This is a genomic window from Escherichia sp. UTM R2 (assembly GCF_048593455.1).
Taxonomy (GTDB): domain Bacteria; phylum Pseudomonadota; class Gammaproteobacteria; order Enterobacterales; family Enterobacteriaceae; genus Escherichia; species Escherichia coli.
The window spans coordinates 377,170-403,678 of record NZ_JBFWDY010000002.1 but is presented as its reverse complement, the minus strand read 5'-3'; the positions used below and the strand labels follow the sequence as shown (position 1 = coordinate 403,678).

Sequence of the window (26,509 nt, the reverse complement as noted above, 5' to 3'; positions counted from 1 at the left end):
TGCTATCTCCTTACGCCTTCACAGCTGGTTTAACGATCAGGTCGCTACCGGTTGCACCCGGGACAGCACCTTTAACCAGCAGCAGGTTGCGCTCAGCGTCAACGCGTACTACGTCAAGGCTCTGAACGGTTACACGTTCGTTACCCATCTGACCTGCCATTTTCTTGCCTTTGAACACTTTGCCCGGAGTCTGGTTCTGACCGATAGAACCCGGAACGCGGTGAGACAAGGAGTTACCGTGAGTAGCGTCCTGGGTACGGAAGTTCCAGCGCTTAACGGTACCTGCGAAACCTTTACCTTTAGAGGTGCCAGTTACGTCAACTTTTTTAACGTCAGCAAACAGTTCAACGCTAATGCTCTGACCTACAGTGAACTCTTCGCCTTCAGCCAGGCGGAATTCCCACAGACCACGGCCAGCTTCTACGCCAGCTTTAGCGAAGTGGCCAGCTTCAGGCTTGGTCACACGGTTAGCTTTTTTAGCACCGGTGGTCACCTGAATAGCACGGTAGCCATCGTTAGCCAGGTCTTTAACCTGAGTAACGCGGTTTGCTTCAACTTCGATTACGGTTACTGGGATAGAAACGCCGTCTTCTGTGAAGATACGGGTCATACCCACTTTTTTACCGACTAAACCAATCATTGTTTCAACCTCTCAATCGCTCAATGACCTGATTAACCCAGGCTGATCTGCACGTCTACACCGGCAGCCAGATCCAGACGCATCAGAGCATCAACGGTTTTCTCGGTTGGCTCAACGATGTCAACCAGACGCAAGTGAGTACGGATTTCGTACTGATCGCGCGCGTCTTTGTTGACGTGCGGGGAGATCAGAACAGTGAAGCGCTCTTTGCGTGTCGGCAGCGGGATCGGACCACGGACCTGCGCACCAGTGCGCTTGGCAGTCTCGACGATTTCCGCGGTTGCTTGATCGATCAGACGATGATCAAACGCTTTCAGGCGGATACGGATTCTTTGGTTCTGCATGAGACCAGAGCTCCAATTATTTTATAAACGAAAATGATTACTCCTCAGACCCATTACGATTGATGGGAGAGTGTAACCGTTCTTACGTAGCTCCCCGATTGGGAGCATTGTTAGGTAGCCAAATTCGGCTAACTGAGGTTCAGATTGAACCTGCTGTCAACTACGACAAGCCCGCGCATTATACATACTTAACCACCGAACGCAAGCGTATTGCTAGTAAAGTAAACAGCCTTCGGGTTATCTCTCAAGTTCGTTCAGTGCATTTTTGACACGCTCTCTTAAACCGGCTTTCTCTTCGCTTTCTTCCACAGTATTTTCTTCGTCTTCAGAAGAAGAGGGGGCATTCTCAACCGCGACGCCTGGGTCATCTTCCTCCTCGACGGATTCGACGACGGGGAGTGGCTGTTTTTTGAAGAAATAGTGTTGTGTTGATTGTTTAAAAGCGGGCGTTTCAGCCTCTACAGTGACTTCGGCTTTTACTATCCAAAGCACCCATAGCTGCCTGGCATACCCACCAACCAGCACCATTCCTGCAAACCACAGGCAAATCAGTAATAAACAAATTACATATATTATGGTGCTGTGTTTTTGTCGGGAGAAGATACCAGGGTGACCTGTTTCTTTCTGCTCACGCGCGGCGATATAGAATTCAAACATGTCATTTCCCCTTCACTGTTGTTTCCGGGGAAATATTTGCTTCATCCCGATATAAGTAGGCACTCTCCCCTGCCACCTGCCAGAGATGTACTAACGTTGAAAAGCCAACAACACCGTCAGTTTTCAAGTGGTGGCTTTTTTGAAATTGCTTTATTTTTTCTACCAACAAGGGACGCCACTCCGCCGAAGGTTCTGTCGAAATATGCAATGCGCGGTTTAACATCGTTTCCAGCCAGAGAATCTCTTCCTCGCTGCTATCACGCGTAATGGTACTCTCCCCTTCCGGCGACATTTTCCACAACAGAAGATAATCACCCGTCCATACCGACTCAAACCATTTATGTGTCAGCGTCCACGTTTGCTGACCTACGAGGACATCAACGCTAGCCTCACCGACGCGAACGACCACAACAGGCAATTTTTTGTCCCCGACTTTAAGCGATGCGATCCAGGGCAAATTCTGATCTACCAATGTTTGTAAAGAAGCATTCCCACTTTTACATGCCAGCCCCGCTCTTACTGCCTGATCGCACCAGGCCGAATCAGCTGGGACCTCGTACCCCCATACGCCGTATAACACGCTTAGCGCCTCACTATCGCGCATCACCACATGAGCAATATCCTTAGTCATATCTTGTTTAACTACTGGCGTTACGGGTATCAGCCACGCAGGAACGGGTAACGTAGCTGTAAAAGAGGACAGCAGTAGCCAACCACAGGTAAGAGCGATAATGGTTCCACTCATCACCACGGCAAGCTGCATTTTCCGGGGGCGGTTATCACCCAATATGCGGTAAATCATTCGCCATTGTTTTGCTGTGAAAACGCTGGTCTGCTCGGCTTGCTGTAATAAGCGAATTGTTTCGCCGGCAAGCGCCAGCTTTCTGCGATCGCCCCGACATAATAAAGCTATCCGTTTCAGAACTCTGGCGGTTAAAAGGAGATCGGGTTGGTCAATATTCTGACCTTCAAGGATGCTTGCCTTAAGTTCGTGCTCCGTCAGACGTCCTATCGAGACAAGTTCAATGCCCTGTTTTTTAAAATCACGTTCGACTTTTCGATCGGGTCTGCCGATCAGCAAAAATTGACCATCAGGAATAAGAGATATTGCGCGTTGGAGATCATCAAGTATGCGGCGGTGATTCAGGTGAGCATTTTCAATAATAATAAGAGGGCAGCGACTATCAGTTCGATGAAGCGCATGCAGTAATTGCCCCGCCATCTCATCTCGCGTCCAGGCGCTGTCACGGCAGCCCTGTTCAGCCGCGTTATCGTCGGTAACGATCCATGCGGCCTTACCTTGCCAGGAAACAACGAGGCTTAAAGTAATCACACGGCGATGTTTATCTTTTTGCAGTTGCTGCGCCAGCCAGGTTTTTCCACTTCCAGCCTCACCCAACAAATAGCATAGACGCCAGGTTTGACGTTTCTCACACAACCAGGAAAGAATAACTTCTCTTCTCGTAGACATAGAACTTCCTGTTTTAATTATTGATTATCCTTAATCATAAAAATAATGTATGTATTTATTAATTAAATACATATTACTAATATAAATAAATTTTGCTTGATTCATGCAAGCGGCATTAATACTATTTATACTAACGTCAATATACAACCCACCCAATCTATTTTATTAGAACATACATCGTGCCCACACTACGTTTCCCCTTCTATCTGGCGAATCATAATAAAGATGCTGCCATCAATATATTGATTATATTTATAAGCATAGGGTCGATTATTTTTAATGTGAATTATTTCCATACAACTATAGTTAAAAATGGACAGATCATTAATCAACCAACAAACGCATTTCAGTCTGATTTCAGCCTTGCCGCTTTATGGCGTAACGAAAATCATGCTGGGGTAAAAGATGCAAATCCCGTGGCAGTTAATCAGGAAACACCTAAGCTCTCTATAGCGCTTAATGGCATTGTACTCACATCGAATGATGAGACTTCTTTTGTCTTAATTAATGAGGGGAGCGAACAAAAGCGATACTCCCTCAACGAAGCCCTTGAGTCAGCGCCGGGAACGTTTATTAGAAAAATAAATAAAACCAGCGTTGTGTTTGAAACTCACGGGCATTACGAAAAAGTAACTCTCCATCCAGGGCTACCTGACATCATCAAGCAGCCTGATTCAGAAAGTCAAAATGTACTCGCTGATTATATTATCGCCACGCCTATACGTGATGGAGAACAGATATACGGGCTTCGATTGAACCCTCGTAAGGGCCTCAATGCATTTACCACCAGCTTGCTACAACCAGGGGATATCGCCCTCAGGATCAATAATCTTTCGCTGACCCACCCTGATGAGGTTTCACAGGCATTAAGTTTACTGCTAACTCAACAAAGTGCTCAGTTTACAATTCGTCGCAACGGCGTACCCCGCTTGATAAATGTTTCCGTCGGGGAACTTACAGGAATGAATGGACTGCGTCATGAAAGGACTCAATAAAATCACCTGCTGCTTGCTGGCAGCACTACTCATGCCTTGTGCAGGACACGCTGAGAACGAACAATACGGCGCGAACTTCAATAACGCCGATATCCGCCAGTTCGTGGAAATAGTGGGTCAGCATCTTGGCAAAACGATCCTGATCGACCCTTCGGTACAGGGAACCATTTCCGTACGCAGTAATGATACGTTTAGCCAACAGGAGTACTACCAGTTCTTTTTAAGTATTCTTGATCTTTACGGTTATTCCGTGATCACGCTGGACAATGGTTTTCTGAGAGTGGTTCGCTCAGCTAATGTAAAAACATCGCCAGGGATGATTGCTGACAGTTCTCGTCCAGGCGTAGGTGATGAGTTGGTCACCCGAATCGTACCGCTTGAGAACGTTCCTGCTCGTGACCTGGCCCCCCTGCTCCGCCAGATGATGGATGCGGGTAGCGTCGGTAATGTTGTGCATTATGAACCCTCCAACGTTCTTATTCTGACCGGTCGTGCCTCCACCATTAATAAACTGATTGAAGTCATAAAGCGCGTTGATGTCATCGGCACAGAGAAGCAGCAAATTATTCATCTGGAATATGCGTCAGCGGAAGATCTCGCCGAGATTCTTAATCAATTAATCAGCGAAAGCCACGGTAAAAGCCAGATGCCAGCCCTCCTCTCCGCGAAGATTGTGGCGGATAAGCGAACCAACTCTCTTATCATCAGTGGACCGGAAAAAGCACGCCAGCGCATCACTTCATTACTGAAAAGCCTTGATGTCGAAGAGAGCGAGGAAGGAAATACCCGGGTTTATTACCTGAAATATGCTAAAGCCACGAATCTGGTGGAAGTGCTAACCGGTGTTTCCGAAAAGCTGAAAGATGAAAAAGGGAATGCGCGTAAGCCCTCCTCTTCTGGCGCGATGGATAACGTCGCCATTACCGCCGATGAACAGACTAACTCTCTGGTCATTACCGCTGACCAGTCCGTCCAGGAAAAACTCGCCACGGTAATTGCGCGTCTGGACATTCGCCGTGCACAGGTGCTGGTTGAGGCAATCATCGTTGAAGTTCAGGATGGAAATGGACTAAACCTCGGCGTGCAATGGGCGAATAAAAACGTTGGCGCACAGCAATTTACCAATACCGGATTACCGATTTTTAACGCTGCGCAAGGTGTGGCTGATTATAAAAAGAATGGTGGGATCACCAGCGCGAATCCTGCCTGGGATATGTTTAGCGCCTACAATGGCATGGCCGCAGGCTTCTTCAATGGCGACTGGGGAGTACTGCTTACCGTGCTGGCCAGTAACAATAAAAATGACATCCTCGCCACCCCAAGCATCGTAACGCTGGATAATAAACTCGCGTCCTTCAACGTGGGGCAGGATGTGCCGGTGCTATCCGGGTCACAGACCACTTCAGGGGATAACGTCTTTAATACCGTCGAACGCAAAACGGTGGGGACAAAACTCAAAGTTACTCCGCAGGTCAATGAAGGCGACGCGGTGTTGCTCGAAATAGAGCAGGAAGTCTCCAGCGTTGACTCTTCCTCTAACTCGACGCTCGGCCCGACGTTTAATACCCGTACTATTCAAAACGCCGTGCTGGTCAAAACCGGTGAAACGGTGGTCCTGGGCGGATTGCTGGATGATTTTTCTAAAGAGCAAGTGTCAAAGGTTCCTCTGCTTGGCGATATTCCTTTAGTGGGGCAACTCTTCCGCTATACCTCCACCGAGCGCGCTAAACGCAACCTGATGGTATTTATCCGTCCGACGATTATCCGTGACGATGATGTTTATCGCTCACTGTCAAAAGAGAAATACACCCGTTACCGTCAGGAGCAACAACAGCGGATCGACGGGAAATCAAAAGCGCTGGTTGGCTCGGAAGATTTGCCGGTGCTGGATGAAAACACGTTCAACAGTCACGCCCCTGCGCCATCGTCACGGTGAGGCATTCATATGAGAATTCACTCACCGTACCCCGCCAGTTGGGCGCTGGCACAACGAATTGGTTATCTCTATTCAGAGGGCGAGATTATTTATCTCGCCGATACGCCATTCGAGCGGTTACTCGATATTCAACGTCAGGTTGGTCAGTGCCAGACCATGACCAGTTTGTCACAGGCTGATTTCGAAGCCCGGCTGGAAGCGGTGTTCCATCAGAATACCGGTGAGTCGCAACAGATTGCGCAGGATATCGATCAATCCGTCGATCTTCTCTCGCTTTCGGAAGAGATGCCCGCAAATGAAGATCTCCTGAATGAAGATTCAGCGGCACCGGTTATCCGCTTGATCAATGCGATTTTGAGTGAGGCCATCAAAGAAACCGCCTCTGATATCCACATTGAAACCTATGAAAAAACAATGTCGATCCGTTTTCGCATCGACGGCGTTTTGCGGACAATTTTACAGCCAAACAAAAAACTGGCGGCACTGCTTATCTCCCGAATTAAGGTCATGGCTCGTCTTGATATCGCCGAAAAACGTATTCCACAGGATGGAAGAATTAGTTTGCGTATCGGGCGACGTAACATAGATGTCCGCGTATCCACACTGCCGTCCATCTATGGTGAACGCGCCGTACTCCGCCTGCTGGATAAAAACAGCCTCCAGCTTTCATTGAACAACCTGGGGATGACGGCAGCGGATAAGCAGGATTTAGAAAATCTCATTCAGCTTCCGCACGGTATTATCCTGGTGACAGGGCCGACAGGCTCCGGTAAAAGCACCACGCTCTACGCCATCCTTTCGGCGCTGAATACTCCCGGCCGCAATATTCTGACGGTAGAAGATCCCGTGGAATATGAGCTGGAAGGCATTGGGCAAACGCAGGTGAATACCCGTGTGGATATGTCTTTCGCTCGCGGCCTGCGCGCCATACTTCGCCAGGACCCGGATGTCGTCATGGTGGGGGAAATTCGTGATACAGAAACCGCGCAGATTGCGGTTCAGGCCTCGCTCACCGGCCATCTGGTACTCTCAACACTCCACACTAACAGTGCATCAGGCGCAGTGACCCGGCTCCGCGACATGGGCGTCGAATCATTCCTGCTTTCGTCTTCCCTGGCAGGGATTATCGCGCAACGTCTGGTTCGTCGCCTGTGTCCGCAATGCCGACAATTCACGCCCGTATCACCCCAACAAGCGCAGATGTTTAAATATCATCAGCTCGCGGTGACAACAATTGGCACTCCCGTAGGCTGCCCTCATTGCCATCAATCCGGCTATCAGGGGCGCATGGCGATCCACGAAATGATGGTGGTGACGCCGGAATTACGGGCCGCTATTCATGAAAATGTGGATGAACAAGCACTGGAGCGACTAGTCCGGCAACAACACAAGGCCTTAATCAAAAATGGCCTGCAAAAAGTGATAAGCGGTGACACCTCCTGGGATGAGGTTATGCGCGTCGCCAGTGCCACGCTGGAGAGCGAAGCATGAATTATCGCTATCGCGCCATGACCCAGGATGGTCAAAAATTGCAAGGGATCATTGATGCTAACGATGAACGTCAGGCACGACTGCGGCTGCGTGAAGAAGGGCTTTTCCTGCTGGATATTCGCCCCCAAAAAAGTTCGGGAGTAAAAACACGTCGCCCGAGGATCAGCCATAGTGAACTGACGCTTTTCACCCGGCAGTTGGCAACCTTAAGCGCAGCGGCATTACCCCTGGAAGAGAGCCTTGCCGTAATCGGTCAACAAAGCAGTAATAAACGACTGGGTGACGTGTTAAATCAGGTACGCAGCGCCATCCTTGAAGGGCATCCCCTTTCCGATGCATTACAGCATTTTCCCACGCTTTTCGATTCGCTCTATCGTACCCTGGTAAAAGCGGGCGAAAAGAGCGGGCTGCTGGCCCCGGTGTTGGAAAAGCTGGCTGATTACAATGAAAACCGGCAGAAAATCCGCAGCAAGCTCATTCAGTCACTGATCTACCCCTGTATGCTCACTACGGTGGCGATTGGGGTCGTGATTATTCTCCTCACTGCTGTCGTGCCCAAAATTACCGAACAGTTCGTGCATATGAAGCAGCAACTGCCGCTGAGTACACGCATTCTTTTAGGTCTGAGCGACACGTTGCAACGTACCGGCCCGACATTATTAGCGACAGTGTTTATTGTCGCTGTAGGTTTCTGGCTCTGGTTAAAACGCGGCAATAACCGCCACCGTTTTCATGCCATGTTGCTGCGCGTTGCGCTCATCGGCCCGCTGATTTGCGCCATTAACAGCGCACGCTATCTCCGCACTTTAAGTATTTTGCAATCCAGCGGCGTCCCTCTGCTGGATGGGATGAATTTGTCCACCGAAAGCCTCAACAACCTCGAAATTCGCCAGCGTCTGGCAAATGCGGCAGAGAACGTTCGCCAGGGTAACAGCATTCATCTTTCGCTGGAACAAACCGCAATTTTCCCGCCGATGATGCTCTACATGGTGGCCTCTGGCGAAAAAAGCGGGCAGCTCGGCACATTAATGGTCAGAGCCGCAGATAACCAGGAGACACTCCAACAAAATCGGATCGCCTTAACGCTCTCCATCTTCGAGCCAGCACTCATTATTACGATGGCACTGATCGTCCTGTTTATTGTCGTGTCGGTACTCCAACCTCTTCTTCAACTTAACTCAATGATTAATTAAGGAAAGCATATGCGCGCAACGGATAAGCAACGCGGTTTTACATTACTGGAAATTATGGTGGTGATCGTCATTATCGGCGTACTTGCCAGCCTGGTGGTTCCTAACCTAATGGGCAATAAAGAAAAGGCGGATAAGCAAAAAGCCGTCAGCGATATTGTGGCGCTGGAAAACGCCCTTGATATGTACAAACTCGACAATCATCACTATCCAACCACAAATCAGGGGCTTGAATCCTTAGTAGAAGCGCCGACACTGCCACCGCTGGCCGCAAACTATAACAAGGAAGGTTATATCAAGCGTCTGCCTGCCGATCCCTGGGGCAATGATTATGTCCTCGTTAATCCTGGTGAACATGGTGCATACGATCTGCTTTCAGCAGGGCCCGATGGTGAAATGGGAACCGAGGACGACATCACCAACTGGGGTTTGAGCAAGAAGAAAAAGTAAGTCAGCGATGAATCAGCAACGCGGGTTTACCCTGCTGGAGATGATGCTGGTGCTGGCGCTGGTCGCTATCACGGCAAGCGTGGTGCTCTTCACATATGGCCGGGAGGATGTCGCCAACACTCGTGCGCGCGAAACAGCGGCGCGGTTTACCGCTGCACTTGAATTAGCCATCGACCGCGCCACGCTCAGTGGTCAGCCTGTCGGTATCCATTTCTCTGATTCAGCATGGCGCATTATGGTACCGGGCAAAACACCATCAGCCTGGCGCTGGGTTCCATTACAAGAAGATGCCGCAGACGAGAGCCAAAATGACTGGGATGAAGAACTCTCAATTCATCTTCAGCCATTTAAACCTGATGACAGCAACCAGCCACAGGTTGTGATTCTGGCCGACGGACAAATCACGCCCTTCTCTTTGTTGATGGCTAACGCCGGGACCGGTGAGCCGCTCCTGACGTTAGTCTGTTCAGGCTCATGGCCCCTGGATCAAACGCTCGCCAGAGATACCCGCCCATGAACAAACAATCAGGGATGACACTGCTTGAAGTCTTACTGGCGATGAGTATTTTCACCGCTGTTGCTCTGACTTTAATGAGCAGTATGCAAGGGCAACGAAATGCCATCGAGCGAATGCGTAACGAGACGCTGGCATTGTGGATAGCGGATAACCAGCTTCAGTCACAAGATTCATTCGGCGAGGAAAACACGTCCAGTTCTGGCAAAGAGTTAATAAATGGCGAAGAGTGGAACTGGCGCAGCGATATCCACTCAAGCAAAGACGGCACGCTTCTGGAACGCACCATAACGGTGACATTACCCAGCGGTCAGACAACCTCGCTTACGCGTTATCAAAGCATCGATAATAAATCCGGGCAGGCACAAGATGATTAATCGCCAGCAGGGTTTCACATTGCTGGAGGTCATGGCGGCGCTGGCGATTTTCTCAATGCTTAGCGTGCTGGCGTTTATGATTTTTTCGCAAGCTTCCGAGTTGCATCAACGCTCACAGAAAGAAATCCAGCAGTTCAATCAGCTACAGCGCACCATCACCATTCTTGATAACGATCTCCTGCAGCTGGTCGCCCGGAGGAATCGGAGTACGGACAAAATCATGGTGTTGGGTGAAGAAGCTATTTTTACCACGCAAAGTCGCGATCCGCTGGCTCCTCTCAGTGAAGCACAAACCTTACTCACTGTTCACTGGTATCTGCGAAATCATACGCTCTACCGTGCTGTTCGTACTTCTGTGGATGGCAGGAAGGATCAACCCGCCCAGGCGATGCTGGAACATGTCGAGAGCTTTCTTCTGGAAAGTAACAGCGGGGAAAGCCAGGAACTTCCTCTCTCAGTCACGTTACATCTGCAGACTCAGCAATATGGGGGGTTACAGCGCCGTTTTGCATTACCTGAGCAGTTAGCGAGAGAAGAGTCGCCAGCTCAGACGCAGGCCGGGAATAATAACCATGAATAATGAACAACGCGGCGTCGCGCTGCTCATTGTACTCATGTTACTGGCGCTCATGGCTGCTCTGGCAGCAGACATGACGCTCAGTTTTCACAGCCAGCTTCAGCGAACCCGCCAGGTAAACCATCATCTGCAACGGCAATATGATATTGAACTGGCGGAGAAACTTGCGCTTGCCAGCCTCACCCAGGACGTTAAAGATAACGACAGACAGACCACGTTGCAGCAGTACTGGGCACAGCCACAACAGTTGCAGCTGGAAGATGGCAATACAGTGAAGTGGCAGTTACGCGATGCCCAGCACTGTTTTAATCTCAATGCGTTAGCAAAAATCTCTGACGACCCGCTGGCTTCCCCTGATTTCCCCGCCCAGGTATTCAGTGCGCTGCTGATTAACGCCGGTATCGATCGCGGAAACACCGATGAGATCGTGCAATCAATCGCTGACTATATTGATGTCGATGACTCACCACGCTTTCACGGCGCAGAAGATAGCTTTTACCAAAGCCAGACGCCGCCCCGGCATAGTGCCAATCAGATGCTTTTTCTGACTGGCGAATTACGTCAGATAAAAGGCATAACCGAAAACATCTATCAGCGGCTTATCCCGTATGTCTGCGTTCTCCCGACCACGGAACTTAGCATCAATCTTAATATGCTAACGGAGAACGATATTCCGCTCTTCAGAGCGTTATTCCTCAATAACATCACGGATGCTGACGCTCGGGTCTTATTGCAAAAAAGGCCGAGGGAAGGCTGGCTAACCACGGATGCATTTCTTTACTGGGCGCAGCAGGATTTCTCCGGTGTGAAGCCACTGGTTGCTCAGGTGAAAAGGCATCTCTTTCCCTATAGCCGCTATTTTACGCTGAGTACGGAAAGTATCAGCGACGAACAATCCCAGGGATGGCAAAGCCATATTTTCTTCAACCGTAAACAGCAGAGCGCCCAAATCTATCGGCGTACGCTGCAACTCTACTAATCATAAGGATCGTGATGCCTGAATCGTTGATGGTCATACGTTCTTCCTCGACGCTGCGTAAGCATTGGGAATGGATGACGTTCTCCGCAGATAGCGTATCTTCGGTACATACGCTCACGGACGATCTTCCGCTGGAGTCGCTGGCCGATCAGCCCGGTGCCGGAAATGTTCATCTTTTGATCCCACCAGAGGGCCTTTTATATCGTTCCCTCACGCTGCCCAACGCCAAATACAAACTCACCGCACAAACATTACAATGGCTGGCAGAGGAGACGTTACCCGACAACACCCAGGACTGGCACTGGACGGTTGTCGATAAACAAAACGAAAGTGTCGAGGTGATAGGCATTCAGTCGGAGAAACTCGGTCGCTATCTTGAGCGTTTACATACTGCCGGACTCAACGTGACGCGGGTTTTGCCAGATGGCTGCTATCTTCCCTGGGAAGTAGATAGCTGGACTCTGGTTAACCAGCAAACAAGCTGGCTCATTCGCAGTGCCGCACATGCCTTCAACGAACTGGATGAACACTGGTTACAGCATCTTGCTGCCCAGTTTCCGCCTGAGAATATGCTTTGTTATGGTGTAGTACCTCACGGCGTTGCAGCGGCCAATCCACTTATCCAGCATCCTGAAATACCATCACTGAGTTTGTATTCTGCCGATATTGCATTCCAGCGCTATGACATGCTGCATGGTATTTTTCGTAAACAGAAAACTGTAAGCAAATCGGGAAAATGGCTCGCCCGCCTGGCAGTAAGCTGTCTCGTTCTCGCCATTCTTTCTTTTGTTGGCAGCCGGAGCATCGCGCTCTGGCATACGCTTAAGATTGAAGATCAACTTCAGCAACAACAGCAAGAAACCTGGCAACGTTATTTCCCGCAGATCAAACGCACCCACAACTTTCATTTTTACTTTAAGCAGCAACTCGCTCAGCAATATCCTGAAGCTGTACCGTTGCTCTATCATTTACAAACACTTCTGCTGGAACACCCTGAACTGCAGTTAATGGAGGCGAACTATAGCCAGAAGCAAAAGTCGCTGACCTTAAAAATGAGTGCTAAGAGTGAAGCCAATATCGATCGTTTCTGTGAGTTAACACAGTCCTGGCTTCCGATGGAAAAAACAGAAAAAGATCCGGTCAGTGGTGTATGGACAGTAAGGAACTCAGGGAAATGATTAAATCATGGTGGGCAGAAAAATCCACATCGGAAAAACAGATCGTTGCGGCACTGGCGGTTCTCTCGCTCGGCGTTTTTTGTTGGCTTGGGGTGATAAAACCGATAGATACCTACATTGCAGAGCATCAGTCCCACGCGCAAAAAATTAAGAAGGACATCAAATGGATGCAGGATCAAGCGAGCACCCATGGTTTACTCGGTCATCCTGCGCTTACGCAGCCCATCAAAAATATCCTTCTCGAGGAAGCAAAACGTGAGAATTTGGCTATCACGCTGGAAAACGGCCCGGACAATACTCTGACAATTCATCCTGTCACAGCTCCCCTCGAAAACGTCTCCCGCTGGCTCACTACGGCACAGGTAACATACGGTATTGTTATTGAAGACCTTCAGTTTACTCTTGCCGGAAACGAAGAGATCACCCTCAGGCATTTGTCCTTCAGGGAGCAACAATAATGACAATGCTACTGCCGCTCTTCATTCTGGTTGGTTTTATTGCAGGTTATTTTGTTAATGCCATCGCCTATCACCTCTCGCCGTTGGAGGATAAAACGGCGTTAACGTTTCGCCAGGTATTGGTTCATTTCAGGCAAAAAAAATATGCCTGGCATGATACAGTGCCCCTGATACTTTGTGTTGCTGCTGCTATCGCCTGCGCCCTGGCACCTTTCACGCCCATCGTGACTGGCGCACTCTTTCTCTATTTCTGTTTCGTACTCACGCTCAGTGTTATTGATTTTCGCACTCAGCTCCTGCCCGACAAACTCACCTTACCGCTGCTCTGGCTTGGCTTGGTATTTAATGCGCAGTATGGATTAATTGATTTACATGATGCGGTTTACGGCGCGGTAGCGGGCTATGGGGTGCTGTGGTGTGTTTACTGGGGCGTCTGGTTAGTTTGTCACAAAGAGGGATTGGGCTACGGTGATTTCAAGCTACTGGCCGCTGCAGGCGCATGGTGTGGCTGGCAAACGTTGCCAATGATACTGCTGATTGCCTCGCTGGGTGGCATTGGTTACGCCATCGTTTCACAACTTCTGCAACGCCGGACTATAACCACTATCGCATTCGGCCCGTGGCTTGCGCTCGGCAGCATGATAAACCTGGGGTATCTGGCCTGGATCTCTTATTAACCGGGAGGGTTCTCCCTCCCGACACGGCTCAACCTTCTTCGCGGATCTGTGCTTGCAGATAATTTTGCAGGCCCATCTTCTGAATCAGATCAAGTTCCGTTTCCAGCCAGTCGATATGGCCTTCTTCATCACGCAAAATTTCTATCATCATATCGCGGCTGACGTAATCATGAACGCTATCGGCATAACCAATTGCCTCACGCAAATTCTTCGCGCCATCCAGCTCAAGTGCCAGATCAGAACGCAGCATTTCCTCAACATCTTCACCAATGTTCAGTTTGCCCAGGTCCTGTAAGTTTGGAAGACCTTCCAGAAAAAGAATGCGCTCAATATAACGATCGGCGTGTTTCATCTCATCAATGGATTCATGATACTCCACATCATTGAGACGTTTGAGACCCCAGTTTTTAAACATTCGGGCATGGAGAAAGTACTGATTGATTGCGACAAGCTCATTTCCCAACAGTTTGTTGAGATAATTTATAACTTTAGTATCACCTTTCATTTTTTGACTCCTTCGCTTCCACTCTTTGAAGAGTAGAACGGCTTACGAGTAAGTCAAAAAACACACTCCGTTTATGCGGACTCCTTAAACTCCGGCAGCTGCATTAATTCATCCTCCATCACTTCACGCGCGGCCCGGACACATTTACCGCACTGATTGCCGACCGGAATAAATTTTTTTAATTGCTGGAACGAGTGAGGGGAAAACTGGCGCACAGCCTGACGAATTTTTTTATCGCTGATACCATTACAAAGACAAACGTACATAGAGACTCCCGTATACTTTCTTCAAAAATAAATGAAAATAGTTCTTATTTCAATTACGGAAAGACTCTTTTTTAAGCAAAGAATAGAAATATGAATAAAAATAATGGGCTACCAAAAGTAGCCCATTGACAAAAAATGCGGCGATACTGGAAGGTATCGCCAACACATTTATTGCTTAGTAAACGGCGCGAAGATTTCGCTAAATGCGTACTTCGGTGCCTGTTCTTTAGTCAGGCCGTGGAATTCCGGAGACAGGTTAGTGCCGCCCGGCAGGTCGCGCGCGATTGACCAGATACCAACCATACCGAGATTACGCTTCTGCGCATCCTGCATGACCAGACGAGCATCAGAGAGATAGAACACCTCGCCCTGAACGTCGTTCACGCCAACCATCGGCGTGGTACCCATCATAGCGTCAATTTCTGCATCGCTCTTATTGGGATGGAGGCCTTTCAATTGTGAATGCAGGTTGGCAATCGCAGACGTTGCACACTTACCGTGAATGTTCTGGCCTTCGGTATTTGCAGACTGACAAATCGCGTTACCGTAGTCCATTGTCATCACGTTCACACCCGCCAGCTCAACACCTTTCGCTTTGGCATCGCTCAGGACATTCATCCCTTCCGGCGTCAGGCCAGTCGGCAGAATTGGCAAGGTGTACCAGATAGCAATATCTTTGCCTTCTGACTTCCATTTATCCTGCACTTTCTTCACAGCAAGGTTACGACGTTCAATAGATGCCTGATCCGCAACCCAGGTGCCTTCGATATCGAAGTCCAGGACTTTGAGGTTCAGGTTATCAACGATGTCATAATAATGCTGCATCAGATCGTCTACGTTCTTACAGGAAGCAGCCAGCGGAGCGTTGTTAGCACCACCGATAGACAGCATCACATCGCCGCCAGCCTCACGCAGAGCTTTGATTTTGCTGTACTGAGCGTAATTCTGCATACCATAAGCGGTACCCCATGTCGGCAGACAGGTGTTCGCATCTTTACTCACCACAAATGCCAGCGTGAAGTGGTTGACGTTATGATTCTTAGCCAGCGCAGCCAAATCCGGGATCGTATTCAGCGTAAAGTCAACATACGGTGCATAAACGTGTTTCGGCCATGCTTTCTTCGGCGTACCTACACGTTCTTTGGTTCCGGTCCAGTCAACAAAAACACGCCACGGGTTGCTGTCAGAAGGAGAAACTTTCTGCACTTTACTCTGAGAAATGTAGTTCACACCGTTAAAGCGAATCAGCGTATCGCTGGCATAAAGCGTTTCTGGATTAAACTGCGGCGCATTATTCAGCTCTTCGTTGCTATAGCTCTGAGCCTTACCTAACGGCTTCCACGGGCGGCTATTGCTACCGGTGGCGTTTTGGTTCGCCACCAGAGCAGGGTTGTCACTTTGCGTCCAGAACAGCGCTTCATAAGCCTGCCCATCAACAACAACGCGATCACCTTTCACGTACACAGTGGATGCGGACCATGCTTTCGCCGGTTCGTATTTCTTCCACGGGTTATCGCCGCCCGGGACAAAGCCCCATGCGTCTTGATCGACAGAAGTTTTATAATGTGCATCGTTATAATCTACGATGCTGTCCGCGCTGTACGCTTTGCTGGCCTGGAAACCATCCGCAACAATGACGCCGCCGTTATCAATTTCACAGGTAGTCGGGTTACCGTACTGACTCAATTCCGCAGCGGTAGCTGTACGCTCGAGACGCCATGGGTTATTGGAGTTTTCAGCGCTGGTACCCCGTGGGCAATCTTTAGACCCAACCCACCAGGCGTTCTTGTAAACATTACCATTGAAAATAACATGGTAAATTTCGCTACCTTCCTGGCCGCTCCACGCTTGCAATGAGTAATCGTTACCGCTATCCGCTGGTGTTGATGGCTCGCTGTTATCCGGAGTTGGGGTCACCGGTGTTTCCGGAGTTGGATCAACCGGAGTCACAGTACCGCCATTATTATCCGGCTTAACGGAACAGGAGCCAGGGTTACCATACTGGCTGATTTCTGTTGCCGTTGCCGCGCGAACATAACGCCATGGGTTACTGGCATCGTTTTCTTTCGCATCGCCTGGGCAATTTGCCGCGCCTACCCACCAGGCGTTCTTATAAATGCCGCCGTTATAGATAACGTACCATGTAGAAGAACCTTCCTGACCTTTCCAGGCTACTACAGCATAGTTGTCGTTTGACTTATCAGCTGGGGCTGGCTGAACATCAGGAGCCGGTTTAACGTCCGGTGCCGGTTTCACATCCGGTGCAGGCTGTGGTGCTGAAGTACAGGACTGTGGATTACTGGTTTCTGAGATTTCCGTTGCCGTAGCGGCACGAACATAACGCCATGGGTTGCTGGCATCATTGCCTTTCGCATCACCCGGACAGTTAGAAGAGGCTACCCACCAGGCATTTTTATATACCGCACCATTAAAGACGACATACCAGGTCTGACCGCCCTGCTGTTTATTCCAGGCAACTACAGAAGAATTAGACGGAACAGTGCCCTGTGCTGGTGTAGCCGAACCGCCATTAGCCGGCGTATTGGATGCAGGCGTATTTGAATTTGAAGAAGATGAGCTGCCGCTCTTTTCGCAGGAAAGTGTATTGCCAAACTGACTAATTTCAGCAGCTGTTGCGGTACGCTTTAAACGCCACGGGTTAGTTGCATCATTTGCTTTCGCTTTTCCCGGGCAATTTGTAGAAGAAACCCACCAGGCATTTTCATAAATTTTGCCATCGAAAATAACCTGATATTTATTACCACCTTGTTGGTTATTCCATGCTTCCATTGCCAATGCTGGCAGAGCGGAACACACCAGCCCCATACCAATCATAGATTTAGTAAATATATTTAATTTCATTATAATCCCTTGTGACGTAAAAACTGCAAAACAAAAGTCCTACGCAGGAATTATTTACGTTTTACGAGAACCCTTCAATATGAATTAAAGTGAGGCATTAAAAATAAGAAAAAAGCCTGACAAATGAAGAATTTTAAAAACAGAAACATTCATATTTAAAATATTAAATTGAATTGATATTTTAAATATGAATAATTTATTCGTTCTGACAGTACGAATTAGATATACAGCCAACAAATGCAAAAAGGGCGCCGAAGCGCCCTTTTTAATTCGAAACTAATTAACGTGTAATTAGCCCAGAACTTTAGCAACAACGCCCGCGCCAACGGTACGGCCGCCTTCACGGATTGCGAAACGCAGACCGTCGTCCATCGCGATCGGGTGGATCAGGGTAACAACCATTTTGATGTTGTCGCCCGGCATTACCATCTCTACGCCTTCCGGCAGTTCGATGGTACCAGTCACGTCAGTAGTACGGAAGTAGAACTGCGGACGGTAGCCTTTGAAGAACGGAGTATGACGGCCGCCTTCATCTTTGGACAGAATGTACACTTCAGATTCGAACTTGGTGTGCGGCTTGATGGTGCCCGGCTTAGCCAGTACCTGACCACGTTCGATTTCTTCACGTTTGATACCACGCAGCAGAACACCTACGTTCTCACCAGCACGGCCTTCGTCCAGCAGTTTGCGGAACATTTCAACGCCAGTACAGGTAGACTTCTGAGTCTCTTTGATACCAACGATTTCAACTTCTTCACCAACTTTGATGATACCGCGTTCTACACGACCGGTAACAACGGTACCACGACCGGAGATGGAGAATACGTCTTCGATCGGCAGCAGGAACGGCTTGTCAATCGCACGCTCTGGTTCCGGAATGTAAGAATCCAGGAAGCCAGCCAGTTCCAGGATTTTCGCTTCCCACTCTGCGTCGCCTTCCAGCGCTTTCAGAGCAGAACCACGAACGATCGGAGTGTCGTCGCCCGGGAAGTCGTACTGAGACAGAAGTTCACGAACTTCCATTTCAACCAGTTCCAGCAGCTCTTCGTCATCAACCATGTCGCATTTGTTCAGGAACACGATGATGTACGGAACGCCTACCTGACGACCCAGCAGGATGTGCTCACGAGTCTGCGGCATCGGGCCGTCAGTCGCAGCAACTACCAGGATCGCGCCGTCCATCTGAGCAGCACCAGTGATCATGTTTTTAACATAGTCGGCGTGCCCCGGGCAGTCTACGTGTGCGTAGTGACGGGTCGGGGTGTCATATTCAACGTGAGAAGTGTTGATGGTGATACCACGAGCTTTTTCTTCCGGCGCGTTATCGATCTGGTCGAATGCACGAGCAGCACCGCCGTAGGTTTTAGCCAGTACGGTGGTGATTGCAGCGGTCAGAGTAGTTTTACCGTGGTCAACGTGGCCGATAGTACCAACGTTAACGTGCGGTTTTGTACGTTCAAATTTTTCTTTAGACACGGCTATATTCCTTACTATAGTGCTCTCCCCTTCAGGAGAGAGCACGGGACTTTGGTATTAACCCTTAGGCTTATTTACCACGGGCTTCAATTACGGCCTGAGCAACGTTACTCGGCGCTTCATCATACTTCAGGAATTCCATAGTGTATGATGCACGACCTTTGGTCAGAGAACGCAGCTGAGTTGCGTATCCGAACATTTCAGACAGCGGTACTTCAGCGTGGATCTTAACGCCAGTAACTTCAGATTCCTGACCTTTGAGCATACCACGACGACGGCTCAAGTCACCGATAACGTCACCGGTGTTCTCTTCCGGAGTTTCTACTTCAACCTTCATGATCGGCTCAAGCAGAACTGGTTTCGCTTTCTTAAAGCCTTCTTTAAAGGCGATAGAAGCAGCCAGTTTAAACGCCAGTTCAGAGGAGTCAACGTCATGGTAAGAACCGAAGTGCAGACGAATACCCATGTCTACTACCGGGTAGCCTGCCAGCGGACCTGCTTTCAGCTGTTCCTGGATACCTTTATCAACGGCCGGGATGTATTCGCCAGGGATTACACCACCTTTAATGTCGTTGATGAACTCGTAGCCTTTCGGGTTTGAACCCGGCTCCAGCGGGTACATGTCGATAACAACATGACCATACTGACCACGACCACCAGACTGTTTCGCGTGTTTACCTTCAACATCGGTAACTTTCTGGCGGATAGTTTCACGGTAAGCAACCTGCGGTTTACCTACGTTCGCTTCAACGTTGAATTCACGCTTCATACGGTCAACGATGATGTCGAGGTGCAGTTCGCCCATACCCGCGATGATGGTCTGGTTAGATTCTTCGTCAGTCCATACACGGAAAGACGGGTCTTCTTTAGCCAGACGGCCCAGAGCCAGACCCATTTTTTCCTGGTCAGCTTTGGTTTTCGGTTCAACTGCGATGGAGATTACCGGCTCAGGGAATTCCATACGTTCCAGAATGATCGGCGCATCCGGGTCACACAGGGTGTCACCAGTGGTTACGTCTTTCAGACCGATAGCAGCAGCGATGTCGCCCGCGCGAACTTCTTTGATCTCTTCACGTTTGTTAGCGTGCATCTGAACGATACGACCGAAACGCTCACGTGCAGCTTTCACGGAGTTCAGTACGGTATCACCAGAGTTAACCACACCGGAGTAAACACGGAAGAAGGTCAGGTTACCAACAAACGGGTCGGTAGCGATTTTGAACGCCAGTGCAGAGAACGGCTCGTCATCACTTGCGTGACGTTCAGCCGGAGTGTCTTTACCGTCGTCCAGGATACCGTTGATCGCAGGTACGTCAACCGGGGATGGCAGGTAATCAATTACCGCATCCAGCATCGCCTGAACACCTTTGTTCTTGAACGCAGAACCACAGGTTACCAGGATGATTTCGTTGTTCAGAACGCGCTGACGCAGAGCACCTTTGATTTCTGCTTCAGTCAGTTCTTCACCACCCAGGTATTTTTCCATCAGCTCTTCAGAAGCTTCAGCTGCGGATTCGATCAGGTTCTGGTGCCATTCGTTAGCCAGTTCAACCATGTCTGCCGGGATATCTTCGTATTCGAAGGTTACGCCCTGGTCAGCGTCGTTCCAGTTGATAGCTTTCATTTTCACCAGGTCAACAACACCGGTGAAATGTTCTTCAGCACCAATCGCCAGCTGCAGCGGAACCGGGTTCGCGCCCAGACGGGTTTTGATCTGGTTAACAACTTTCAGGAAGTTCGCACCCATGCGGTCCATTTTGTTAACGAACGCAATGCGCGGAACTTTATATTTGTTTGCCTGACGCCATACGGTTTCAGACTGCGGCTGAACACCACCAACTGCGCAGTAAACCATTACCGCACCATCGAGAACACGCATGGAACGTTCTACTTCGATTGTGAAGTCAACGTGCCCCGGGGTGTCGATGATGTTGATGCGATGCGGCTCATACTGCTTAGCCATACCAGACCAGAATGCAGTAGTCGCAGCGGAAGTGATAGTAATACCACGTTCCTGCTCCTGCTCCATCCAGTCCATGGTTGCAGCGCCGTCATGAACTTCACCGATTTTATGGTTTACACCGGTGTAGAACAGAATACGTTCGGTAGTAGTGGTTTTACCGGCGTCGATGTGCGCACTGATACCGATGTTACGGTAGCGTGCGATGGGTGTTGTACGAGCCATTTGTTTCCTCGTTTATCTTTTAGGCGTTCAATTTAAGTAGCCCAAAGCGGGCTGCTTACTGGAAGCGCCCGCCTGGTGACTAAAACTCCGAAGGGATTACCAACGGTAGTGTGCGAACGCCTTGTTGGCTTCGGCCATACGGTGAACGTCTTCACGTTTCTTAACTGCAGTACCTTTGTTTTCTGCAGCATCAGAAAGTTCGTTCGCCAGGCGCAGAGCCATGGATTTATCACCGCGTTTACGAGCAGCTTCAACGATCCAACGCATTGCCAGAGCATTACGACGAACCGGACGGACTTCAACTGGTACCTGATAAGTAGAACCACCAACGCGGCGAGACTTAACTTCTACAGTCGGGCGCACGTTTTCGAGAGCTACTTCGAATGCTTCCAGTTCAGATTTACCAGAGCGCTGAGCCAGGGTCTCCAGCGCGCTGTATACGATAGATTCAGCAGTAGATTTTTTACCATCTACCATCAGGATATTTACAAATTTAGCCAGCAGTTCTGATCCGAACTTCGGATCCGGCAGAATTTTACGCTGACCAATGACGCGACGACGTGGCATGGAAATACTCCGTTGTTAATTCAGGATTGTCCAAAACTCTACGAGTTTAGTTTGACATTTAAGTTAAAACGTTTGGCCTTACTTAACGGAGAACCATTAAGCCTTAGGACGCTTCACGCCATACTTGGAACGAGCCTGCTTACGGTCTTTAACGCCGGAGCAGTCAAGCGCACCACGTACGGTGTGGTAACGAACACCCGGGAGGTCTTTAACACGACCGCCACGGATCAGGATCACGGAGTGCTCCTGCAGGTTGTGACCTTCACCACCGATGTAGGAAGTCACTTCGAAACCGTTAGTCAGACGAACACGGCATACTTTACGCAGCGCGGAGTTCGGTTTTTTAGGAGTGGTAGTATATACACGAGTACATACGCCACGTTTTTGCGGGCATGCTTCCAGCGCAGGCACGTTGCTTTTCGCAACTTTGCGAGCACGTGGTTTGCGTACCAGCTGGTTAACTGTTGCCATTAAATAGCTCCTGGTTTTAGCTTTTGCTTCGTAAACACGTAATAAAACGTCCTCACACAATATGAGGACGCCGAATTTTAGGGCGATGCCGAAAAGGTGTCAAGAAATATACAACGATCCCGCAATCACCAGGCCATCTGGCTGGAGTGCTTAACCGTAAGTCTGACGAAATCAGTATAGTCAATGAGAATGATGTCGTTCGAAATTTGACCAGTCAAACCGCGGCCAATAAGGTCTTCGTTCAGCGCATAGACCTTAATGGGGGCATTACGCAGACTTTCAAGGTAGCGGTTACCGTCAACTGCGGCAGTTACGCCATCTTGCAATAACAGCAGTTCGTCGCCTTCACTGAGCAGACGCAGCAGCGCAGCAAAATCCGTCAGCCAGGGTGAGCGATGTAATGTGTGCAGCATAAACGCCTCAAAACCTCAAAATTACATCGTAGTTGCCAAGTTCGCGGCGTAAGGCATCTGCTTCGAGCGGCGTGGCTTCGACAACAAAGGGTGTCTGCGGATCTAACCCGCGTTCGCGCAGTGAAGCCGCACAAACCCAGCACTGTTCAATGTCGTACAGACCCAACAATTTAAAAGTGGCAATGTAATCACGCGCCAGCACTGCATCGGGCTTTTGTCCTGGCAGCAGCTGAAAAACGCCATCAGCAATAAAGAAGACAGCCAGATCGTCAGTTAATGCGGAAGTTGCCAGTAAAGCATCTAAACCTTCCCGGCCTGCGGCTGTACCATGAGGCGCAGTAGAAAAAACAAACGCAATTCGTTTCATCAGAACTGTACCACCCTGTCACAGGTCAGCGAGGCTTCCGCCAGCGCGCCAAGTCCGCTTAAGGTAAATCCCGGCTGAAGGTTGGACGAAGCCAGCCCCAGTCTTCCGGCCTCCGTTTCATCGACGATACCGCGGCGTAACGCTGCCGCTACGCAGATATTCAGCGCCACACCATGTTGCGCATTCAACTGTTGCCAGCCGCGCACAAGGTCAAATTCGTCGCTTGCCGGTGAGGTCAATTGGTTAGCGTTATAGACCCCTTCCCGATAGAAAAAGACGCTGCTTAACTCATGGCCTTCTGCTATCAGCGCCTGCGCAAACTGAAAAGCACTACTCGCCTGTTGCGTACCGTATGCTGGTCCGGTCACCACGATGGCAAAACGCATTACTTATCTTGCCCCTGGAAATCACCGCTCTTGAACTGGCGGATGTAGAGATAGACAGTGTGTTTGGAGATGTTCAGGCGGTCAGCAACCTGGTTGATCGCATCTTTAATATCGAAGATCCCTTTCTCGTAGAGATTCAGCACGATCTGACGATTTTTGGCGTTATTAGAAACATTGCGATCGGCATTCACTTCTTCGATGGTGAACTCCAGCGTTTGGGTAACCAGATCTTCGACAGAAGAGGCAAAGTTGACGCTTGAACCGACATCCGGGGTTTCTGGCGGCACAAAAGTGCTCATAATCTGCGAGAAGGGAACATCAAGATTCATATTGATGCACAGCAGACCAATTACACGCTGTTCGCGGTTACGAATCGCGATAGTCAGGGACTTCATTAATACGCCGCTTTTGGCGCGAGTAAAGTAGCATTTAGAAACGCTGCTATCCGCTCCCGTCATATCGTGCAGCATACGTAGCGCCAGGTCAGTAATTGGCGAACCAATCTTCCGGCCTGTATGTTCACCGTTAGCAATGCGAATGGCTGAACATTTTAGATCCTGCAAAGAGTGCAAAACGATTTCACAGTGGGAGCCAATAAGCATCGCTAACCCGTCCACCACCGCTTCGTAGGATTTCAGAATATCAAAATCGGTCTGGTCGAAAGGACGTTGATCCAGTAAATCCAACTCACTGGTTTCGTTGGTTAAAAGCGACCTGGACATGAAAAAAAACACTCCTTTTCAGGAGCCTGTCGTTAACTTTTCAGGGCAGGCTCATTAATGATGCGGGTAACTAAATTAATACAGCGGAGGTTCCGCTTTCCAGCACTAATTATATCCGGCCTGTAATAAAAAAACCGCCGCCTGGTCAGGCGGCGGTTCTTAATGCTTATTTTTTAGCAGAATCTGCGGCTTTCGCATCAGCTTCCGGCTTTGCATCAGCCTTCGGCGCTGGTTTCACATCCAGCAGCTCTACGTCAAACACCAGGGTAGAATTCGGTGGGATCCCCGGAACACCCGCTTTGCCGTAAGCCAGTTCTGGTGGAATAACCAGTTTGATCTTACCGCCTTTCTTGATGTTCTTCAGACCTTCTGTCCAACCCGGGATAACACCGTCCAGACGGAAAGAGAGCGGTTCACCACGGGTGTAAGAGTTGTCGAACTCTTTACCGTCGATCAGCGTACCTTTGTAGTTCACTACAACAGTATCGCTGTCTTTCGGTGCTTCGCCTTTACCGGCTTCTACTACCTGATAAACCAGACCAGTTGAAGAGGTTTTCACACCTTTCTCTTTGGCAAATTTCTCGCGGTACTCTTTACCTTTTGCTTCGTTATCAGCCGCGTCTTTTTCCATCTTCGCCTGAGCAGAAGACTTCACGCGAGCTTCGAATGCTTGCAGAGTCTGTTCGATCTCTTGGTCGGAGAGTTTGCTCTTATCAGCAAATGCATCCTGAACACCAGCGATCAGCTGATCTTTATCCAGTTTGATGCCCAGTTTTTCTTGTTCTTTAAGAGAGTTTTCCATGTAACGACCCAGCGAAGCACCCAGTGCATAAGCTGATTTCTGATCGTCATTTTTGAACGCTGCTTTGCTGTCAGCAGTTGTAGCAGGTTTTGCAGCTTCAGCAGCAAAAGTGATTGGTGCATGCAGGGCAACGGCCATTGTGGTCGCCAGCAGCGTTACTTTAAACAGTGATTTCATCCATATCTCCAGGATCGGGGCATCTCACCCCAGGGTTAACTATTATCAGAAGGGTACTATAAAGCGTTGTCGAACAAATCTACATACAGACACGCCCTATTATCATCTATTTTCAGACTCTTTTTGTTTAAATTAGTTTCGATGACCGCGAAATGAGTGCTGTCTCGGGCAGCAAAGTTAAGTAGAATCCGCGGCGACCATTCGACAAAAGAGGTGAATCATGCAGGATTTATCATTGGAAGCACGCCTGGCAGAGCTGGAGAGCCGACTGGCTTTTCAGGAAATCACCATTGAAGAACTGAACGTCACGGTGACCGCTCATGAAATGGAGATGGCGAAACTGCGCGATCATCTGCGTCTGCTGACCGAGAAGTTAAAAGCCAGCCAGCCGTCGAACATCGCGTCGCAGGCTGAAGAAACGCCACCGCCACATTATTGAGGCGTAAAAAAAGCGGGGATTCCCCGCTTTTTTGTCACCTTTTCGGTATTAGTGGCAACCACAACCGCCGTTGCCTTTACCGCCACAGCAGCCTTCGCCACCGTGTTCATGACCGTGATCGTGGCCATGACCGCCGCAGCAACCGTCGTGGTCGTGATCGTGGTGATGATCGTGCGCGCCGTGAACGTGGCCATGAGCCAGTTCTTCTTCGGTCGCTTCGCGAATCGCCACAACTTCAACGTTGAATTTCAGGTTCTGACCGGCCAGCATGTGGTTACCATCAACCACTACGTGATCGTCTTCAACCGCAGTGATTTCAACCGGTACCGGACCCTGGTCAGTTTCAGCCAGGAAACGCATACCTACCTGCAGTTCATCAACGCCCATAAATACGTCTTTAGGAACACGTTGCACCAGGTTTTCGTCGTACTGACCGTAAGCGTCGTTCGCGCCAACAGCGACATCAAATTTGTCGCCCACTTCATGACCTTCCAGCGCCGTTTCCAGGCCAGAGATCAGGGAACCGTGACCATGCAGGTAGTCCAGCGGCGCACTCACCGGAGACTCATCAACCAACACACCGTCTTCTGTACGTACCTGATAGGCCAGGCTGACCACCAGGTCTTTTGCTACTTTCATGATATCTCCTGAGCATGGGAAGAATAGTGGCGCAGATTGTAGCGGAATTCTGCAGCCGTGTACTCACTAGCTTAAAAAAACTCGGCTCATATCGCTAGTCCGGATGAAAAATCCCGATCACTTGCTCATCTTTGCGAACGTGATCGCGGGCTTCTTTGTCTGCTTCTCGCATCTGATGTCCGCACTTAACACATTCAACAATATCAATATTATTTTCGCGCCACATCGCCATTGAATCCTGTGCCTGACAGGCTGGGCATTTTGCGCCCGCAATAAAACGTTTTCGGATTGCCATCTT

Annotated in this window: 31 protein-coding genes; 13 read left to right on the top strand and 18 right to left on the bottom strand. The window is 49.5% G+C overall.

Going from position 1 to position 26,509, the window contains the following annotated elements; genetic code table 11:
• Nucleotides 1-10 precede the first annotated feature (10 nt).
• The 4 genes from rplC to gspA all read right to left on the bottom strand — a co-directional run bounded on the left by rplC (nt 11) and on the right by gspA (nt 3,112).
• Nucleotides 11-640: a 50S ribosomal protein L3 gene (gene rplC, locus AB4H76_RS02670; protein WP_000579833.1), complete on the bottom strand. Its 630-nt coding sequence runs from the start codon at nt 638-640 to the stop codon at nt 11-13.
• 32 nt (nt 641-672) lie between these two features.
• Nucleotides 673-984, bottom strand: a complete 312-nt coding sequence (gene rpsJ / locus AB4H76_RS02665) for a 30S ribosomal protein S10 (protein WP_001181004.1) — start codon at nt 982-984, stop codon at nt 673-675.
• 237 nt (nt 985-1,221) lie between these two features.
• A complete protein-coding gene (gspB, locus tag AB4H76_RS02660) occupies nt 1,222-1,641 on the bottom strand; it encodes a putative general secretion pathway protein GspB (protein WP_000461450.1) in 420 nt (139 codons plus the stop codon).
• Between the two features lies 1 nt (nt 1,642).
• Complete coding sequence (gene gspA / locus AB4H76_RS02655) at nt 1,643-3,112, bottom strand: type II secretion system protein GspA (protein WP_000107576.1); 1,470 nt, start codon at nt 3,110-3,112, stop codon at nt 1,643-1,645.
• Between the two features lie 179 nt (nt 3,113-3,291).
• On the opposite strand from gspA, the gene gspC reads away from it, so the two are divergent.
• From gspC to gspO, 12 genes are read left to right on the top strand one after another with little or no spacing between them, the layout of a single operon-like run.
• Nucleotides 3,292-4,107 carry a type II secretion system protein GspC gene (gspC, locus tag AB4H76_RS02650; protein ID WP_077492150.1) on the top strand — a complete coding sequence of 272 codons (816 nt, stop codon included), beginning with the start codon at nt 3,292-3,294 and terminating at the stop codon, nt 4,105-4,107.
• On the top strand, nt 4,091-6,043 hold the full coding sequence (gene gspD, locus AB4H76_RS02645; RefSeq protein ID WP_085452725.1) for a type II secretion system secretin GspD: 1,953 nt from the start codon (nt 4,091-4,093) through the stop codon (nt 6,041-6,043). Before gspC ends, gspD begins: the two co-directional genes overlap by 17 nt.
• A 9-nt stretch (nt 6,044-6,052) precedes the next feature.
• On the top strand, nt 6,053-7,534 hold the full coding sequence (gene gspE / locus AB4H76_RS02640) for a type II secretion system ATPase GspE (protein WP_001219894.1): 1,482 nt from the start codon (nt 6,053-6,055) through the stop codon (nt 7,532-7,534).
• Complete coding sequence (gene gspF / locus AB4H76_RS02635) at nt 7,531-8,727, top strand: type II secretion system inner membrane protein GspF (protein ID WP_001109573.1); 1,197 nt, start codon at nt 7,531-7,533, stop codon at nt 8,725-8,727. The genes gspE and gspF overlap by 4 nt, the downstream gene beginning before the upstream one ends.
• 9 nt (nt 8,728-8,736) lie before the next feature.
• Nucleotides 8,737-9,174, top strand: a complete 438-nt coding sequence (gene gspG / locus AB4H76_RS02630) for a type II secretion system major pseudopilin GspG (RefSeq protein WP_001202874.1) — start codon at nt 8,737-8,739, stop codon at nt 9,172-9,174.
• A 7-nt stretch (nt 9,175-9,181) separates the two neighbouring features.
• The gene (gspH, locus tag AB4H76_RS02625; RefSeq protein ID WP_001076044.1) at nt 9,182-9,691 is read left to right on the top strand and encodes a type II secretion system minor pseudopilin GspH; all 510 of its coding nucleotides are present in this window, start codon (nt 9,182-9,184) and stop codon (nt 9,689-9,691) included.
• Nucleotides 9,688-10,065 (top strand): type II secretion system minor pseudopilin GspI, encoded by a 378-nt coding sequence (gene gspI, locus AB4H76_RS02620; RefSeq protein ID WP_001041743.1) that lies wholly within the window; start codon nt 9,688-9,690, stop codon nt 10,063-10,065. Before gspH ends, gspI begins: the two co-directional genes overlap by 4 nt.
• Nucleotides 10,058-10,645, top strand: coding sequence for a type II secretion system minor pseudopilin GspJ (gene gspJ, locus AB4H76_RS02615; RefSeq protein WP_000610634.1), 588 nt, complete (start codon nt 10,058-10,060; stop codon nt 10,643-10,645). Before gspI ends, gspJ begins: the two co-directional genes overlap by 8 nt.
• Entirely contained in the window at nt 10,638-11,621 is a 984-nt protein-coding gene (gspK, locus tag AB4H76_RS02610; protein WP_001058522.1) for a type II secretion system minor pseudopilin GspK, read from the top strand. The genes gspJ and gspK overlap by 8 nt, the downstream gene beginning before the upstream one ends.
• 14 nt (nt 11,622-11,635) lie before the next feature.
• Complete coding sequence (gene gspL, locus AB4H76_RS02605) at nt 11,636-12,799, top strand: type II secretion system protein GspL (protein WP_001115228.1); 1,164 nt, start codon at nt 11,636-11,638, stop codon at nt 12,797-12,799.
• Nucleotides 12,796-13,257 carry a type II secretion system protein GspM gene (gene gspM / locus AB4H76_RS02600; protein WP_001295161.1) on the top strand — a complete coding sequence of 154 codons (462 nt, stop codon included), beginning with the start codon at nt 12,796-12,798 and terminating at the stop codon, nt 13,255-13,257. The genes gspL and gspM overlap by 4 nt, the downstream gene beginning before the upstream one ends.
• Nucleotides 13,257-13,934, top strand: coding sequence for a prepilin peptidase GspO (gspO, locus tag AB4H76_RS02595; RefSeq protein WP_000178161.1), 678 nt, complete (start codon nt 13,257-13,259; stop codon nt 13,932-13,934). Before gspM ends, gspO begins: the two co-directional genes overlap by 1 nt.
• A gap of 28 nt (nt 13,935-13,962) precedes the next feature.
• On the opposite strand, the gene bfr is transcribed toward gspO, so the two are convergent.
• The 12 genes from bfr to fkpA all read right to left on the bottom strand — a co-directional run bounded on the left by bfr (nt 13,963) and on the right by fkpA (nt 25,133).
• On the bottom strand, nt 13,963-14,439 hold the full coding sequence (gene bfr / locus AB4H76_RS02590) for a bacterioferritin (protein WP_000675504.1): 477 nt from the start codon (nt 14,437-14,439) through the stop codon (nt 13,963-13,965).
• Nucleotides 14,440-14,510: 71 nt separating this feature from the next.
• Nucleotides 14,511-14,705, bottom strand: coding sequence for a bacterioferritin-associated ferredoxin (gene bfd, locus AB4H76_RS02585; RefSeq protein ID WP_000289085.1), 195 nt, complete (start codon nt 14,703-14,705; stop codon nt 14,511-14,513).
• Nucleotides 14,706-14,873: 168 nt separating this feature from the next.
• Nucleotides 14,874-17,567, bottom strand: a complete 2,694-nt coding sequence (gene chiA, locus AB4H76_RS02580) for a bifunctional chitinase/lysozyme (protein ID WP_001402584.1) — start codon at nt 17,565-17,567, stop codon at nt 14,874-14,876.
• 291 nt (nt 17,568-17,858) lie between these two features.
• Nucleotides 17,859-19,043, bottom strand: a complete 1,185-nt coding sequence (tuf, locus tag AB4H76_RS02575; protein WP_000031783.1) for an elongation factor Tu — start codon at nt 19,041-19,043, stop codon at nt 17,859-17,861.
• Nucleotides 19,044-19,113: 70 nt separating this feature from the next.
• Nucleotides 19,114-21,228 carry an elongation factor G gene (fusA, locus tag AB4H76_RS02570; RefSeq protein ID WP_000124700.1) on the bottom strand — a complete coding sequence of 705 codons (2,115 nt, stop codon included), beginning with the start codon at nt 21,226-21,228 and terminating at the stop codon, nt 19,114-19,116.
• A gap of 96 nt (nt 21,229-21,324) precedes the next feature.
• Nucleotides 21,325-21,795, bottom strand: coding sequence for a 30S ribosomal protein S7 (rpsG, locus tag AB4H76_RS02565; protein ID WP_001138043.1), 471 nt, complete (start codon nt 21,793-21,795; stop codon nt 21,325-21,327).
• Between the two features lie 96 nt (nt 21,796-21,891).
• Nucleotides 21,892-22,266: a 30S ribosomal protein S12 gene (gene rpsL / locus AB4H76_RS02560; RefSeq protein WP_000246815.1), complete on the bottom strand. Its 375-nt coding sequence runs from the start codon at nt 22,264-22,266 to the stop codon at nt 21,892-21,894.
• Nucleotides 22,267-22,391: 125 nt separating this feature from the next.
• A complete protein-coding gene (gene tusB / locus AB4H76_RS02555) occupies nt 22,392-22,679 on the bottom strand; it encodes a sulfurtransferase complex subunit TusB (RefSeq protein WP_001753123.1) in 288 nt (95 codons plus the stop codon).
• Between the two features lie 7 nt (nt 22,680-22,686).
• Nucleotides 22,687-23,046, bottom strand: a complete 360-nt coding sequence (gene tusC, locus AB4H76_RS02550; RefSeq protein ID WP_001753124.1) for a sulfurtransferase complex subunit TusC — start codon at nt 23,044-23,046, stop codon at nt 22,687-22,689.
• Nucleotides 23,046-23,432, bottom strand: a complete 387-nt coding sequence (tusD, locus tag AB4H76_RS02545) for a sulfurtransferase complex subunit TusD (protein ID WP_001209689.1) — start codon at nt 23,430-23,432, stop codon at nt 23,046-23,048. The genes tusC and tusD overlap by 1 nt, the downstream gene beginning before the upstream one ends.
• Complete coding sequence (locus AB4H76_RS02540) at nt 23,432-24,154, bottom strand: helix-turn-helix transcriptional regulator (RefSeq protein WP_000091466.1); 723 nt, start codon at nt 24,152-24,154, stop codon at nt 23,432-23,434. The genes tusD and AB4H76_RS02540 overlap by 1 nt, the downstream gene beginning before the upstream one ends.
• Nucleotides 24,155-24,320: 166 nt before the next feature.
• The gene (fkpA, locus tag AB4H76_RS02535; RefSeq protein WP_000838261.1) at nt 24,321-25,133 is read right to left on the bottom strand and encodes an FKBP-type peptidyl-prolyl cis-trans isomerase; all 813 of its coding nucleotides are present in this window, start codon (nt 25,131-25,133) and stop codon (nt 24,321-24,323) included.
• Between the two features lie 220 nt (nt 25,134-25,353).
• On the opposite strand from fkpA, the gene AB4H76_RS02530 reads away from it, so the two are divergent.
• The gene (locus AB4H76_RS02530) at nt 25,354-25,572 is read left to right on the top strand and encodes a protein SlyX (RefSeq protein ID WP_001153615.1); all 219 of its coding nucleotides are present in this window, start codon (nt 25,354-25,356) and stop codon (nt 25,570-25,572) included.
• 48 nt (nt 25,573-25,620) lie between these two features.
• Here AB4H76_RS02530 and slyD read toward each other — a convergent pair whose 3' ends face one another.
• Together slyD and AB4H76_RS02520 are read right to left on the bottom strand one after the other, a co-directional pair.
• Nucleotides 25,621-26,211 carry a peptidylprolyl isomerase gene (gene slyD, locus AB4H76_RS02525; RefSeq protein ID WP_000861334.1) on the bottom strand — a complete coding sequence of 197 codons (591 nt, stop codon included), beginning with the start codon at nt 26,209-26,211 and terminating at the stop codon, nt 25,621-25,623.
• Between the two features lie 94 nt (nt 26,212-26,305).
• The gene (locus AB4H76_RS02520) at nt 26,306-26,506 is read right to left on the bottom strand and encodes a YheV family putative zinc ribbon protein (protein ID WP_001007730.1); all 201 of its coding nucleotides are present in this window, start codon (nt 26,504-26,506) and stop codon (nt 26,306-26,308) included.
• Between the last annotated feature and the right edge of the window lie 3 nt (nt 26,507-26,509).

Excerpts from the sequence above, each read along its gene's own strand:
- rpsJ (WP_001181004.1), bottom strand. The coding sequence starts at position 984 with ATGCAGAACCAAAGAATCCGTATCCGCCTGAAAGCGTTTGATCATCGT.
- fusA (WP_000124700.1), bottom strand. The coding sequence starts at position 21,228 with ATGGCTCGTACAACACCCATCGCACGCTACCGTAACATCGGTATCAGT.
- chiA (WP_001402584.1), bottom strand. The coding sequence starts at position 17,567 with ATGAAATTAAATATATTTACTAAATCTATGATTGGTATGGGGCTGGTG.
- gspL (WP_001115228.1), top strand. The coding sequence starts at position 11,636 with ATGCCTGAATCGTTGATGGTCATACGTTCTTCCTCGACGCTGCGTAAG.
- gspI (WP_001041743.1), top strand. The coding sequence starts at position 9,688 with ATGAACAAACAATCAGGGATGACACTGCTTGAAGTCTTACTGGCGATG.
- slyD (WP_000861334.1), bottom strand. The coding sequence starts at position 26,211 with ATGAAAGTAGCAAAAGACCTGGTGGTCAGCCTGGCCTATCAGGTACGT.
- gspF (WP_001109573.1), top strand. The coding sequence starts at position 7,531 with ATGAATTATCGCTATCGCGCCATGACCCAGGATGGTCAAAAATTGCAA.
- gspM (WP_001295161.1), top strand. The coding sequence starts at position 12,796 with ATGATTAAATCATGGTGGGCAGAAAAATCCACATCGGAAAAACAGATC.
- gspB (WP_000461450.1), bottom strand. The coding sequence starts at position 1,641 with ATGTTTGAATTCTATATCGCCGCGCGTGAGCAGAAAGAAACAGGTCAC.
- gspJ (WP_000610634.1), top strand. The coding sequence starts at position 10,058 with ATGATTAATCGCCAGCAGGGTTTCACATTGCTGGAGGTCATGGCGGCG.
- fkpA (WP_000838261.1), bottom strand. The coding sequence starts at position 25,133 with ATGAAATCACTGTTTAAAGTAACGCTGCTGGCGACCACAATGGCCGTT.
- gspE (WP_001219894.1), top strand. The coding sequence starts at position 6,053 with ATGAGAATTCACTCACCGTACCCCGCCAGTTGGGCGCTGGCACAACGA.
- gspO (WP_000178161.1), top strand. The coding sequence starts at position 13,257 with ATGACAATGCTACTGCCGCTCTTCATTCTGGTTGGTTTTATTGCAGGT.
- rplC (WP_000579833.1), bottom strand. The coding sequence starts at position 640 with ATGATTGGTTTAGTCGGTAAAAAAGTGGGTATGACCCGTATCTTCACA.
- gspK (WP_001058522.1), top strand. The coding sequence starts at position 10,638 with ATGAATAATGAACAACGCGGCGTCGCGCTGCTCATTGTACTCATGTTA.
- gspD (WP_085452725.1), top strand. The coding sequence starts at position 4,091 with ATGAAAGGACTCAATAAAATCACCTGCTGCTTGCTGGCAGCACTACTC.
- rpsL (WP_000246815.1), bottom strand. The coding sequence starts at position 22,266 with ATGGCAACAGTTAACCAGCTGGTACGCAAACCACGTGCTCGCAAAGTT.
- tusC (WP_001753124.1), bottom strand. The coding sequence starts at position 23,046 with ATGAAACGAATTGCGTTTGTTTTTTCTACTGCGCCTCATGGTACAGCC.
- tusB (WP_001753123.1), bottom strand. The coding sequence starts at position 22,679 with ATGCTGCACACATTACATCGCTCACCCTGGCTGACGGATTTTGCTGCG.
- AB4H76_RS02540 (WP_000091466.1), bottom strand. The coding sequence starts at position 24,154 with ATGTCCAGGTCGCTTTTAACCAACGAAACCAGTGAGTTGGATTTACTG.
- gspG (WP_001202874.1), top strand. The coding sequence starts at position 8,737 with ATGCGCGCAACGGATAAGCAACGCGGTTTTACATTACTGGAAATTATG.
- AB4H76_RS02520 (WP_001007730.1), bottom strand. The coding sequence starts at position 26,506 with ATGGCAATCCGAAAACGTTTTATTGCGGGCGCAAAATGCCCAGCCTGT.
- tusD (WP_001209689.1), bottom strand. The coding sequence starts at position 23,432 with ATGCGTTTTGCCATCGTGGTGACCGGACCAGCATACGGTACGCAACAG.
- bfr (WP_000675504.1), bottom strand. The coding sequence starts at position 14,439 with ATGAAAGGTGATACTAAAGTTATAAATTATCTCAACAAACTGTTGGGA.
- gspH (WP_001076044.1), top strand. The coding sequence starts at position 9,182 with ATGAATCAGCAACGCGGGTTTACCCTGCTGGAGATGATGCTGGTGCTG.
- rpsG (WP_001138043.1), bottom strand. The coding sequence starts at position 21,795 with ATGCCACGTCGTCGCGTCATTGGTCAGCGTAAAATTCTGCCGGATCCG.
- gspA (WP_000107576.1), bottom strand. The coding sequence starts at position 3,112 with ATGTCTACGAGAAGAGAAGTTATTCTTTCCTGGTTGTGTGAGAAACGT.
- bfd (WP_000289085.1), bottom strand. The coding sequence starts at position 14,705 with ATGTACGTTTGTCTTTGTAATGGTATCAGCGATAAAAAAATTCGTCAG.
- AB4H76_RS02530 (WP_001153615.1), top strand. The coding sequence starts at position 25,354 with ATGCAGGATTTATCATTGGAAGCACGCCTGGCAGAGCTGGAGAGCCGA.